Annotated in this window: 10 protein-coding genes; 6 read left to right on the top strand and 4 right to left on the bottom strand. The window is 69.5% G+C overall.

The genetic code is table 11. The annotated features are described in order from the left end of the window. Nucleotides 1–13: 13 nt before the first annotated feature. Nucleotides 14–340, top strand: a complete 327-nt coding sequence (locus ACPCXD_RS13305) for a cupin domain-containing protein (protein WP_016692188.1) — start codon at nt 14–16, stop codon at nt 338–340. Nucleotides 341–372: 32 nt separating this feature from the next. Here ACPCXD_RS13305 and ACPCXD_RS13300 read toward each other — a convergent pair whose 3' ends face one another. Both ACPCXD_RS13300 and ACPCXD_RS13295 read right to left on the bottom strand, forming a co-directional pair. Then, nucleotides 373–1,899 carry a carboxylesterase/lipase family protein gene (locus ACPCXD_RS13300; protein ID WP_423659890.1) on the bottom strand — a complete coding sequence of 509 codons (1,527 nt, stop codon included), beginning with the start codon at nt 1,897–1,899 and terminating at the stop codon, nt 373–375. A 55-nt stretch (nt 1,900–1,954) separates the two neighbouring features. Then, a complete protein-coding gene (locus ACPCXD_RS13295) occupies nt 1,955–3,178 on the bottom strand; it encodes a hypothetical protein (protein WP_160873846.1) in 1,224 nt (407 codons plus the stop codon). Between the two features lie 59 nt (nt 3,179–3,237). On the opposite strand from ACPCXD_RS13295, the gene ACPCXD_RS13290 reads away from it, so the two are divergent. The 3 genes from ACPCXD_RS13290 to ACPCXD_RS13280 all read left to right on the top strand — a co-directional run bounded on the left by ACPCXD_RS13290 (nt 3,238) and on the right by ACPCXD_RS13280 (nt 6,388). Continuing rightward, nucleotides 3,238–3,873 (top strand): TetR/AcrR family transcriptional regulator, encoded by a 636-nt coding sequence (locus ACPCXD_RS13290; RefSeq protein ID WP_160873847.1) that lies wholly within the window; start codon nt 3,238–3,240, stop codon nt 3,871–3,873. A gap of 4 nt (nt 3,874–3,877) precedes the next feature. Then, nucleotides 3,878–5,500 (top strand): acyl-CoA dehydrogenase family protein, encoded by a 1,623-nt coding sequence (locus ACPCXD_RS13285; RefSeq protein WP_160873848.1) that lies wholly within the window; start codon nt 3,878–3,880, stop codon nt 5,498–5,500. A gap of 96 nt (nt 5,501–5,596) precedes the next feature. Then, nucleotides 5,597–6,388 (top strand): FAD:protein FMN transferase, encoded by a 792-nt coding sequence (locus ACPCXD_RS13280; protein WP_423659888.1) that lies wholly within the window; start codon nt 5,597–5,599, stop codon nt 6,386–6,388. A gap of 19 nt (nt 6,389–6,407) precedes the next feature. Here the strand turns inward: ACPCXD_RS13280 and pgi are convergent, their stop codons facing one another. Next, nucleotides 6,408–8,045: a glucose-6-phosphate isomerase gene (pgi, locus tag ACPCXD_RS13275; RefSeq protein ID WP_423659886.1), complete on the bottom strand. Its 1,638-nt coding sequence runs from the start codon at nt 8,043–8,045 to the stop codon at nt 6,408–6,410. Between the two features lie 149 nt (nt 8,046–8,194). On the opposite strand from pgi, the gene ACPCXD_RS13270 reads away from it, so the two are divergent. Then, the gene (locus tag ACPCXD_RS13270) at nt 8,195–9,646 is read left to right on the top strand and encodes an NAD-dependent succinate-semialdehyde dehydrogenase (protein ID WP_026061403.1); all 1,452 of its coding nucleotides are present in this window, start codon (nt 8,195–8,197) and stop codon (nt 9,644–9,646) included. Nucleotides 9,647–9,702: 56 nt separating this feature from the next. On the opposite strand, the gene ACPCXD_RS13265 is transcribed toward ACPCXD_RS13270, so the two are convergent. After that, nucleotides 9,703–10,038 carry a chorismate mutase gene (locus ACPCXD_RS13265; protein ID WP_016693405.1) on the bottom strand — a complete coding sequence of 112 codons (336 nt, stop codon included), beginning with the start codon at nt 10,036–10,038 and terminating at the stop codon, nt 9,703–9,705. A gap of 234 nt (nt 10,039–10,272) precedes the next feature. Here ACPCXD_RS13265 and pcrA point away from each other — a divergent pair, with 234 nt between their 5' ends. Further along, nucleotides 10,273–12,651, top strand: coding sequence for a DNA helicase PcrA (pcrA, locus tag ACPCXD_RS13260; protein ID WP_160873851.1), 2,379 nt, complete (start codon nt 10,273–10,275; stop codon nt 12,649–12,651). The last annotated feature ends 64 nt before the right edge of the window (nt 12,652–12,715 follow it).

The raw sequence follows: 12,715 nt of genomic DNA, 5'->3' as shown, positions 1-12,715 counted from the left end.
GATACTGCGGTACATGGACAAGCTCTCGTTGACCGCCCTGGCACGGCAGCAGCTCAAACTCGCAGCGGCGTCCAGCAGCGGACGCAGCTCCCAGACGGTTTTCGGTGGGCATACCAAGCACCTGCGGCAGACCGTCGTCGCGTTGCTCGCCGGCCACGAACTCGGCGAGCACGACAGCCCCGGCGAGGCGACCCTGCAGGTGCTGTCGGGCCAGCTCCAGCTCGTCGCCGGCAACGACGTGTGGAAGGGCTCGGCCGGCGACATGATCATCATCCCGCTGGTCCGGCACAGCGTCAGCGCCATCGAGGACGTCGCCTTCCTGCTCACCGTCGCCAAGTAGCGGCGCTCACTGCACGCGTCGAGTAGCGACGCTTACTGCACAGGTGCCGGAGCGGTGTACCCGCGGTAGCCCTCCCACGCGAGTCGGCGCTGGCGGCGCGGATCGTGCTCGATGCGCGTGACCTCGTCGAAAATCACTGTTGCGCGGTCCTTCTCGTCGTAGCGCGGCCACGACGGCAGTGGTTCACCGTGCCGGGCCACGTTCAGCCACTGGCGCTGCATCGACCCGGCGACCCTCCGCAGACCACGTCGCCCACCGAGCGCCGTGAGCGCCCGGCCGAGCGGTTCGTCGGTCTGGTCGAAGACGGCGAGCAACTCCACCGCGTGCGTCGCGTCGAAGCCCGTCCACCGCAGCAGTCGCGGCGCGAGATCGAAGCGGTACATGAAGGTCGGCGCGAAACGCGAATGTGCCTGCGCGATCTGCACGGACGGATACCAGAAGGTGAGGTCGCCGCCGAGATCGATCGCGGCACGCTCGTCCGGATATCCCGGATAGACCGCCGTGATGCGATCCTTCGCCTCCGGATCGGTCGCGGCGAACAGCGCGTCGATCCGCCGCGGGTTCGTCGGAAGCGCGTCGAGGAACTTCGGGAACAGCGCACCTTCGCGGTCGTTCGTCCCGAGCACGAGCGGAACGGGATGTGCCGCGCCCGTCTCGTACGCCTCGAGCGGCTGGAGCGGAACGAAATCGCCGTCGACGACCGGGCCGAAGGGATGCAGACCCGGGGTCGCGCGCAGCACCTGCGCCCCGAGCCGCGATCCGACCCGCCCGAGTTCGACGGGGGAGGCGTCGAGCAGCGCCCGAGCGGCGGTATCCGGATCGGCACCGAGCAGTTCGACGAACTTGCGGCCCCATTCGGCCGAGCGGTCGGCGGTGACGACGAGATTCGGCGCCGGGCTCTGCGCGATCGCGGCGGAGAACAGTCCGCGCGCGGCGGGGGTCGCGAGCAGGGTCGTCACCGAGGTGCCGCCGGCGGACTCGCCGAAGATCGTCACGTTGTCGGGGTCGCCGCCGAAGGCCGCGATGTTGCGCTGCACCCATTCGAGCGCCGCCACCTGGTCGCGCAGACCGAGATTGGAATCGAAACGCACGTCGTCGGTGGAGAAGGACCCGAAGTCGAGATAGCCGAGCGATCCGAGGCGGTAGTTGATCGACACGTAGACGACGTCGCCGCGCCGGACCAGCGACTCGCCGCCGTAGACCGACAGGGCACTCGTGCCGAGGGTGAACGCGCCGCCGTGGATGAACACCATCACCGGTCGCGGCGCGTGGACACGACCTGCGGGGGCGAGCACGTTGAGGGTCAGGCAGTCCTCGTCGGGACGCACGCGCACTCCGCGACGCCCGGTCTCGGCGTAGCGCGGACGCTGTGGGGCGGCATTGCCGAACCGTGTCGCATCGCGCACCCCCGTCCAGGGCTCGACCGGTTGCGGGGCGCGCAACCGCAGCGGCCCGACCGGGGGAGCGGCGTAGGGGATGCCGCGCCAGGTGAGGAGGTCGCCGAGCCGGGTGCCGCGGACGGTCCCGTCGGCGAATGTGACGTGGGTCTCGGGCGTCATGCTCCGCACTGTACGTGACGGCGCGTCACGGTAGCCGCCGCCTCCACCGTCGGCGTCACCAGGAGTGGGCCTCGAGTCCCCGGTCCGCGAGCTCGGCCAGCACGTAGGTGCGCAGCGTCGCGGTGTCGGGGAAGCGCTCCTCGTCGAGGGCGACGAACGCGAGGGTGTACCGCTCGTCGGTGTGGCAGGCGTAGACCGACAGGCGGGTCGCGGTGCGGGCCGGCCGGGTGTCGAGACCCGGGTGCATCGCGCGCATCGCGATCCCGGTGGTGCGGTACGGGCCCAGTGTCGTGAGTTCGCGGGGCACCGCACCGATGTTGGAACACAACAGGTCCCGCTCGCCCGCACCTCGCGCGACACGGGCGGCGAGGCGGTCGGGGAGGAGCTGCAGGATCTCGGCCGGCATGTTGTGCGGCGCTCCTTCCCGCGGCTGCGAGTAGGCGTGCGCGGCGCTGGCGCGGATGGAGGCGAGCGTGTCGCCGTCGTCGACGGAGATCCCCACCATCGACACGCCGTTGGAGACGGTTCCGTCCTTCCGGTCGTCGACCGGAACGGAGATGCGCACGGGGAACGGGATCCGGGCGCGTCGCGCGACACCGGCGGACACGGCGAGCAGCAGGGCGTTCGGGCTGCCGTCCTCCGCGGCGGCGACGGCCTTCCACTGCGCCGCGTCGACGTCGACGAGCGCGGTGCGCGGTCGCGAGCGCACCGTCTGCGGCGCGGGTGGCTTCTCCGTGCGGGGCGTGTACTTCACGCGGCGCAGCCCGCTGCCGACCTTCCGGAACAGCTGCATCGCATCGCGCAGATCGGAATGGCGACCGGGGTCGGGTCGTCGCGGCCGGTCGGCGAGCGCGTCGGCGACCGCGCGGACGAATCCCCGCGCGTCGGTCAGGACATGTGAGCACACGATCGACAGTGCGGTGCCGCCACTCGTGAGGCGGGTCGCGGCGAGAGCCCAGCCGGGACCGAGCTCGGGATCGACGTTCACGTTCGCGTGCTCGTCGGCCCAATCGAGGAGCTCCTCGTCGGGGATGGGGGTCGCGGGATAGCGCAGCGGATGGACGTGCGTGTTGGGTTCGAACCGGGGGCGTGCGCCGGGAACACGGGGACGGACCACGCGGCGACCGAGCGGGCCTTCGGACAGTACGTCGTGAAGGGACAGCAACAGGGTCGCGTCCACGGTCTCGTCGGTGCGCCACAGACCCTGCATCACCGACGGCAGGCCGGTTCCTTTGTGGCGGTGGAGGAACATCTCGTCCACGACGCTCAGGCGATTCACAATCCCGACCGTAGCGCCGACCGTTGACCGAAGCACTGAACCGAGGTTCAATCCTTGGTGTGGCGTACCGGCGGACACCCGCAGTGCAGGAGCGACTCGACGCACAGCGCGAGGCGATCGCTGCCGCCGCGGTCGCTCTGCTCAGCGAACGCGGGTACAGCGGACTGTCCGTCTCGGCGGTCGCCGAACGGGCCGGTGTCGCCACCGGCAGCGTCTACCGGCACTACGTCGACAAGTCCGATCTCGTGGTGCGGATCTTCCGGGAACTGTGCGAACGGGAGGTCGAGGCCGTGACGTCCGCGGCCGCAACCGGATCCGGAGCCGACCGGGTGAGCGCGGTGGTCGACACCTTCTCCCGCCGTGCTCTGCGCAATCCCACCCTCGCCTACGCGCTGCTCGCCGAACCGGTCGACGTCGCGGTCGACGCCGAACGGCTCGTGCTGCGCCGCGCCTTCGCGGCGGCCTTCGCGAACGCCGTGCGCCACGGCATCGCGACCGGTGAATTCCCCGAACAGGATGTCGAACTCACCGCCGCCGCGCTCGTCGGGGCCGTCGGCGAGGTGCTCACCGGCCGTCTGCCCGGCGCGGCCGACGGTCGCCTTCGAGACAGCGCGGCCGGATCCACCGTCCCCGACCTCGTCGCCCTCGCACTGCGAGCGGCGGGGCACCTGCCTTCCGGAACGACTCAGGAGTGAAGCCGTGAATTTCCCCGCCACCCACGAGGTGTTCAACCAGGTACCGGATCTCGAGCCGTACCCGGCCGCCGACGATGCGGCCCTGCTCGAAGGACTGCGACGCGAGGGCGCGAGCTGGGCCGAGGACGAGGTCCGCGAACTCGGCGCGCTCGCCGGCACCGCCCGTGCCCAGGACTGGGGGCGGCTCGCCAACGAGTACCCGCCCGTGCTGCACACCCACGACCGCTGCGGTCACCGCGTCGACGAGGTCGAGTTCCATCCGCACTGGCACGACCTGATGACCGTCGCCGTCGAGAACGGCCTGCACGCGGCACCCTGGCGCGACCCGCGTCCCGGCGCGCACGTCGCCCGCGCCGCGAAGTTCTACGTGTGGGGGCACACCGACGCCGGGCACATGTGCCCCATCTCGATGACCTACGCTGCGGTCCCGGCCCTGCGCCACAACGCCGAACTCGCCGAGCGCTACGAGCCGCTGCTGGCCGCGCCGCACTACGACTTCGGGCTGCGCGAACCCTCCACGAAGCTCGGTCTCATCGCCGGGATGTCGATGACCGAGAAGCAGGGCGGTTCCGACGTCCGCGCCAACACCACCACCGCGACCCCCAACGCCGACGGCTCGTACACGATCGTCGGGCACAAGTGGTTCACGTCCGCGCCGATGTCCGACCTGTTCCTCACGCTCGCGCAGACCGAGCACGGGCCGTCGTGCTTCCTGCTCCCGCGCGTCCTGCCCGACGGCACCCGCAACGCCATCCGCATCCAGCGACTGAAGGACAAGCTCGGCAACAAGTCGAACGCCTCGTCCGAGATCGAGTACGAGAACGCGATCGGCTGGCTCGTCGGCCCGGAAGGCCGCGGCATCAACACCATCATCGAGATGGTGAACATGACGCGACTCGACTGCGTCATCGGCTCGGCCGTGAACATGCGGGTCGCGACGCTGCGCGCGGTCCATCACGCCCGTCACCGGAAGGCGTTCGGCGCGTTGCTCGTCGACCAGCCGCTCATGCGCAACGTCCTCTCCGATCTCGTCGTCGAATCCGATGCCGCGACGACGATGATGATGCGCCTGGCCGGGGCCACCGACCGCGCCGCCGGGGACGAGCAGGAAGCCGCCCTGCGCCGCATCGCGCTGGCCGTCACCAAGTACTGGGTGTGCAAGCGGGCGCCCGCAGTCGCCGCCGAAGCGCTCGAATGTCTCGGCGGCAACGGCTACGCCGAGGAATCGGGCATGCCGCGGCTGTATCGCGAGTCGCCGCTCATGTCGATCTGGGAAGGATCCGGCAACGTCGCGGCACTCGACGCGCTGCGCGCCATGGCCCGCCAACCCGACACGGTCGAGGCGTTCTTCACCGAGGTCCGACTTGCGGAAGGCGCCGATCCGCGGCTCGATTCGGCCATCGCCCGGGTGGGCAAGGAGCTCGCCGACCTCGAGGACGCCGAGTACCGGGCACGGCGGGTCGTGGAGCTCATGGCCCTGGTCCTGCAGGGCGCGCAGCTCGTCCGGCACGGGCATCCCGCCGTCGCGGAGGCCTTCTGCCGCAGCCGGCTCGACGACGACTGGGGCATCGCGATGGGCACACTGCCGACCGGCGTGGACACCGCCGCGATCCTCGACCGGATCTGACGGCGCGGGTCCGATTCTGCGGCGCTGTCACCTGTCGCAGGTCGCGGGCATACTGGAATACGTCCTGCGAGGAATCGACCACGGGTGGAGCCCGTCATGATCGGCAGCAACGAATGGTGGGAGTGGGGTCGGCAGATCGCACTCGCGGTGACCGAGCCGCATGCACTGCACCGTGCCCGCATGATCGTGCGCGGCGTCGTCGCCGAGTCCGAGGCGGTGAGCGACAGCCGCCGGGGCGACGCCGAGATCCACTCCGTGAACCTCGCGCAGGGCACTCCGGTCACGATGAGCCCCCGACTGGCGTCCATGGTGCGGTCGGCGCTGTGGGCGGCCCGCATGACGGGCGGGGCCGTCACCCCGGTCGACTCCGACGACGCCGCGGTCGACGCCGGAGCCATCCCACCGATCCACCCCATCCCCACCTTCCGCGATGTGCAGATCGACGGAGACATCGTGCTCGCCCCGTTCGGGGTGAGCCTCGAGCTCGGCGCGACGGCCGTGGCCGACACCGTCGACTACTCCGCGACGCTCGTCGCGAACCTGCTCGAATGCGGGGCGCTCGTGCGCATCGGCGACGTCATGGCCACCGCGGGGCACGCGCCGGCCGGGGGATGGCAGGTGCCGCTCCCGGATCGGGGCTCGGTCGAACTGCCGGCCGGATCGGCGATGGCGTCGCACGCCAGCGACGTCGCCGATCCAGAGCGGTGGCGTCTCGTCAGCGTCATCGCTCCCGACGCGGTGTGGGCCGATGCGGCCGCGGCGACGGCGTTGCAGCGGGGGATCGGAGCCCTGTCCTGGCTCGAGCAGTACGACCTGCCGGCGCGTCTCGTCGACACGCACGGACGGGTCCGGACCACTACGGCCTGGTCCGATCCGAAGGCTGCCTGACGTCTCGGGCAGGGCGCGGTCAGGCTCCGTCGCGCAGGCGGCGGTAGATCTCGATCAGGTGGTCGGTGGACGCGTCGCCGGTATCGGGGGTGTCGTCGCCGGCGAGCACGGCTTGCAGGGCGGTGGCCTGGGTCTTGCCGAGTTCGACGCCCCACTGATCGAACGAGTCGATCCCCCACACGACGCCTTGGACGAAGGTCTGGTGTTCGTAGAAGGCGATGATCTGCCCCACCACCGAGGGGGTCAGTTCCGGGGCGAGGATCGTCGTCGACGGCCGATTGCCGGGCATCACCTTGTGCGCCACCAACGTCTCGTCGACGCCCTCGGCGCGGACCTCGTCGGCATCGTGGCCGAAGGCGAGGACCTTGGCCTGGGCGAACATGTTCGCCAGCACCAGCACCTGCATGCTGGTGGTGCCGTCGCGGGCGGGCAGGTCGTCGCCGGAACGGGCCAGGCCGAGGAAATCGACCGGCACGATCTCGGTGCCCTGGTGCAGCAACTGGAAGAAGGCGTGCTGGCCGTTGGTACCGGGTTCGCCCCAGAACACCTCCCCGGTCGGGCACGAGACCGCGGTGCCGTCGGCGCGCACGGATTTGCCGTTCGATTCCATGGTCAGCTGCTGCAGATAGGCCGGCAGCCGCGCCAGATCCTGCGCATAGGGCACCACCGCCCGCGACCGGTGGCCGAGGATGCTCGCGTTCCACACCCCGATCAACCCGGCCAGCAACGGTGCGTTCTGTGCCGGGGCCGCGGTGGCGAAGTGGGTGTCGATCGCGTGCATGCCGGCGAGGAACTCGCCGAACCGCTCGCGGCCGATCGCGCACATGACCGCCAGGCCGATCGCCGAACCCACCGAATACCGCCCGCCGACCCAGTCCCAGAACTCGAACATGTTCGCCGGGTCGATGCCGAACTCGACCACCCGCTCCGTATGGGTCGACACGGCGACGAAATGCTTCGCCACGGCGTCCTCGCCGAGGGCGTCGACGAGCCACCGCCGGGCGGCGGTGGCATTGGAGAGGGTTTCGAGGGTGGAGAAGGTCTTCGACGCGACGACGAACAAGGTGGTGGCCGGGTCCAGGTCGGCCAGGGCGGCGGTCAGATCGGCGGGGTCGACGTTGGAGACGAACCGCGCCGCCGGGCCCTCGTGGAAACGGCGCAGGGCGCGGGTGACCATGGCCGGGCCCAGATCGGAGCCGCCGATGCCGATGTTGACGACCGTGGCGATCTTCTGCCCGGTGGCGCCGCGCCAAGCCCCGGTGCGGAGGCGGTCGGTGAACTCGCCCATCCGGTCGAGCACGGTGTGGACGTCGGCGACGACATCGACCCCGTCGACGATCAGGTCCGCCTCGCGGGGTAGGCGCAGGGCGGTGTGCAGCACCGCGCGGTCCTCGGTGACGTTGATGTGCGCCCCCGAGAACATCGCCTCCCGAGCGGTGGCGATTCCGGCGGTGTCGGCGAGCTCGAGCAGAGCCTGCAGGACGGGGGTGTCGAGGCGCTGCTTGCTGCAATCGATCACCAGATCCCCGGCACGGACCGTCAACGCCGAGACCCTGTCGGGTTCGGTGGTGAACAACTGCCGCAGCGACACCGATTCGAGCCGGTCGCGATGGTCTTCCAGAGCTTTCCACGGTGCCGTTGCGGTTACGTCGCTCATGTCGTCGACAGTAGTGCGCCCCGACACGGTGCGCCCGGTATGCGACCGTGCCCCCCGATGTGACCGTGCCCGGTGTGACTGTGCCCGGTGTGACGAAGGGATCCCTCGGTTTCCCACAGCGAGCGACCGCGGCGCGCATGATGGGGCATATGGATGCTGCAGAACTGATTCGGTCCGTCCCCACCGACCTGTTCCTCGGCGGTGAATGGGTGGCGGCCGAGAACGGAGCCACCTTCGGAGTCCACGATCCCGCGACCGGCGACGAACTCACCCGAGTCGCCGATGCCGCGCCCGGCGATGCCCTACGGGCCCTCGATGCGGCCGTCGCGGCCGGTCCGGAATGGGCAGCGACCCCGCCGCGCGAACGCGCCGAACTGCTGCGAGCGGTCTGGCAGAAGATCACCGAGCGCGCCGACGACTTCGCGCTGCTTATGACACTCGAGATGGGCAAGGCACTACCGGAGAGCCGATCGGAGGTGACCTACGGCGCCGAATTCCTGCGATGGTTCTCCGAGGAGGCGGTCCGCATCGCCGGTCGCTACACGCCCGCCCCGGCCGGCACCGGACGCGTTCTCGTGACGAAACAACCCGTCGGTCCCTGCCTGGCCATCACGCCGTGGAACTTCCCGCTCGCGATGGGAACCCGCAAGATCGGTCCCGCCCTCGCGGCCGGGTGCACGATCATCGTCAAGCCCGCGTCCGAGACACCCCTCACGATCCAGCTGCTCGCGCAACTCTTCGACGAGGCAGGACTGCCCAAGGGGGTCCTGTCGGTGCTGCCGTCCTCGCATGCCGGTGAGGTCACCGGGCCGCTCCTCGAGGATCCCCGGCTGCGCAAGCTCACCTTCACCGGCTCCACCGAGGTCGGGCGCATGCTCGCCGAGAAGGCCGGTCGTTCGCTGCTGCGCACCTCGCTCGAACTCGGCGGCAACGCGCCGTTCGTCGTCTTCGAGGACGCCGATCTCGACGCAGCGGTCGAGGGTGCGGTGGCAGCCAAGCTGCGCAACGGGGGAGAGGCCTGCACGGCCGCGAACCGCTTCCACGTCCACAACTCGGTGCGCGACGCCTTCGTCGCCAAGCTCACCGAGCGCATGGCCTCGTACAAGCTCGGACCGGGAACGGACCCCGACGCGACGCTGGGCCCCCTGGTCAACGAGAACCAGAAGAAGACCGTGATCGAACTCGTGCAGGACGCGGTGTCGGCGGGTGCCTCGGTACGACTGGGCGGTGAACCCGCGGACGGCCCGGGATGGTTCTACCCGGCCACCGTCCTCGACGACGTGCCCAAGCAGGCCCGCATCCTGCAGGAAGAAGTGTTCGGGCCGGTCGCGGCCGTCACCGGCTTCGACACCGAGGAGGAAGCGCTCGCGGCGGCGAACGACACCCGCTACGGGCTCGCCGCCTACATCTTCACGCGCGACCTCGACCGGGCCCTGCGCGTGTCGCACGCGCTCGAAACGGGCATCGTCGGTGTGAACCGCGGTGTCGTCTCGGATGTCGCCGCCCCGTTCGGCGGAATCAAGGATTCCGGGCTGGGACGCGAAGGTGGTACCGAGGGCATCGAGGAATTCCTCGAGACCAAGTACATCGCCCTGCAGTAGGGAACTCAGCGATGGGCCGGACGGCCCCGCCGTCAGTGACTCGGACGGCCCCGCCGTCAGTGACCCAGGCGGCCACGCCCGAGGCGGAGCAGCAGCATCGCCAGGGTGTGGCCTTCCTGGCCCAGTTCGCTGAACCGCTCGAGGACCTTCATCTCGCGGCTGTGCACGAGACGGGTGCCGCCGGACGCCATCCGGGTACGCCCGATCATGCGGGAGACCTCGGTGCGCCGCTTGACCGCGGCCAGGATCTCGGCGTCGAGACGATCGATCTCCTTGCGGAGCTCCTCGATCTCGGCCTCGGTGGGCACTCCGGTGTCGTCGGCCTCGGCCGGTGTTCCGGCGTTCGCCTGGCCCGGCTCGCCGGAAAGGGAAGAATCGATGTGCGTGCTCATGTCGTCTCCTCGCATCTGCTCTGATGGATCGCCCGTATGGGAGCGGCTGTTACCGGTATCGGGTCGGGCCGGCAGTCGGGAATCGACAGCGACAACCGGAACTCGATCCGAGCCTGCAAAGGACAGAAGACATGGCCTCCAGTTTGCCACTCACCCTGTAGGCCCTGCCACTCGGCTTGATCGACTTCGTGGTTCGGATCCGTTGTCCGAGCGGTCCGGTAGTTTGGTGAAACGATGAACACTCCCGTCGCGCTCGCACACTCCCGTCCCGGATCCGATGCTCTTCTCGAAGGGCTCAATCCGCAGCAGCGGGAAGCGGTCACGCACGAAGGGGCCCCGCTGCTGATCGTCGCGGGCGCGGGCTCCGGCAAGACTGCGGTGCTCACGCGCCGCATCGCCTATCTACTGGCCGAGCGCGGCGTCGCCCCTGGTCAGGTGCTCGCAATCACGTTCACCAACAAGGCCGCGGCCGAGATGCGCGAGCGGGTGGCGGCCCTGGTGGGGCCGCGCGCGAATGCGATGTGGGTCTCGACCTTCCACTCGAGCTGCGTCCGGATCCTGCGCGCGCAGGCGGGTCTGCTCCAGGGCATGAATTCGAATTTCACGATCTACGACGCCGACGATTCCCGTCGTCTGCTCACGATGATCGCGAAGGATCTCGAACTCGACAGCAAGAAGTACTCCGCCCGGTTGCTGTCCACGCAGATCTCGAACCTGAAGAACGAACTGATCGGGCCGGAGGAAGCCGCTCACGAGGCGGAGACCGATTCGGCGGCCACCGAACTCACCCGTGTCGTCGCCCGGGTCTACGCGCACTACCAGCAGCGCCTGCGCACGGCGAACGCCTTCGACTTCGACGACCTCATCGGCGAGACGGTGGCGCTGCTGCAGGCGCATCCGCAGGTCGCCGAGTACTACCGGCGCCGGTTCCGCCACGTGCTGGTCGACGAGTACCAGGACACCAACCACGCGCAGTACGTGCTGGTGCGCACCCTCGTGGGCGATCCGGAGGAGGAATCCGCAGTCTCCCCGAGCGAACTGTGCGTGGTGGGCGACGCCGACCAGTCGATCTACGCCTTCCGCGGCGCCACGATCCGCAACATCGAGGAGTTCGAGCGCGACTATCCGCAGGCGCGGACGATCCTGCTCGAGCAGAACTACCGCTCCACCCAGAACATCCTGTCGGCGGCCAATTCCGTCATCTCCAAGAACACGGGTCGCCGCGAGAAGCGGTTGTGGACCGATTCGGGCGAGGGCGAACTCATCACCGGCTACGTCGCCGACAACGAGCACGACGAGGCGCGGTTCGTCGCCGCCGAGATCGACCGGCTCGTCGACGGCGGCGACACCACCTACTCCGACATCGCGGTGTTCTACCGCACCAACAACGCCTCCCGCGCGTTCGAGGACGTCTTCATCCGGCACGGTGTGCCCTACAAGGTCGTCGGCGGTGTGCGGTTCTACGAGCGCAAGGAGGTGCGCGACGTCGTCGCGTACCTGAAGGTGCTCGACAACCCCGACGACACGGTGAGCCTGCGCCGCATCCTCAACACCCCTCGCCGCGGTATCGGCGATCGCGCCGAGGCGTGCGTGGCGGTGCACGCCGAGCGGCTCGGTGTGAGCTTCGGGCAGGCCCTCACCGACGCCGCAGCCGGCAAGGTCGCGTTGCTGAACACGCGGGCGCAGAAGGCGATCGCCGGTTTCGTCGAGATGATGGACGGCCTGCGGGCGATGCTCGTCGCGAGCGACGCCGACGGCAACGACATGGTCGACATCGGCGACGTCGTCGAGGCGATCCTCGAACGTACCGGGTACAGCGCCGAGTTGTCGGCGAGCGACGATCCGCAGGACGGTGCCCGTCTCGACAATCTCCACGAACTCGTCAGCGTGGCAAGGGAATTCAGTGCCGACGTCCGCAATTCGGCCGGGATCGTCGACGACGAGCGCGAAGAGGGGGATCCCGAACCGGGCTCGCTCGCGGCGTTCCTCGAGAAGGTCTCGCTCGTCGCCGACGCCGACCAGATCCCGGAGAGCGAGGCCGGCGTGGTCACGCTGATGACGCTGCACACCGCGAAGGGCCTCGAGTTCCCGGTCGTCTTCGTCACCGGTTGGGAGGACGGCCAGTTCCCGCACATGCGCGCCCTGGGTGATCCCGCCGAACTGTCCGAGGAACGGCGACTCGCGTATGTCGGCATCACGCGCGCGCGGCGGCGTCTCTACCTCACACGTGCCGTGCTGCGGTCGTCCTGGGGTCAGCCGCTCACCAATCCGGAATCCCGCTTCCTACAAGAGATTCCGCAGCATCTCATCGACTGGCGGCGCCTCGAGCCCACACCCGCGCGTGGTCAGGCGATCGGCTCGGGCACCGGTTCGCGCTTCGGTGCGGGCGAGCGGCGCGGTTCGTCGGGCACACCGAGTTTCGGTGCGGCGCGCGGACGCAACAACCAGTTGGTGCTCGACGTCGGCGACCGCGTCAGCCACGACAAGTACGGTCTGGGAACGGTTCTCGAAACCCGGGGTTCGGGCCCCACGGCCACCGTCGTGATCGACTTCGGCAGTGCCGGCAAGGTGCGGTTGATGCTCGTCGGCGGTGTGCCGATGATCAAGCTGTGATGCCCTGAAAGCCTGTGGCAGGCGCGGATTCGCACGCAGGAGCGGGTCCGCGCCGAAACGGGCA

Origin of the sequence: Rhodococcus sp. AB351, assembly GCF_049538275.1 — a bacterium.
GTDB lineage: Bacteria > Actinomycetota > Actinomycetes > Mycobacteriales > Mycobacteriaceae > Rhodococcus.
The sequence above is the reverse complement of the archived record's forward strand: the minus strand, read 5'-3'. Positions and strand labels throughout refer to the sequence as shown.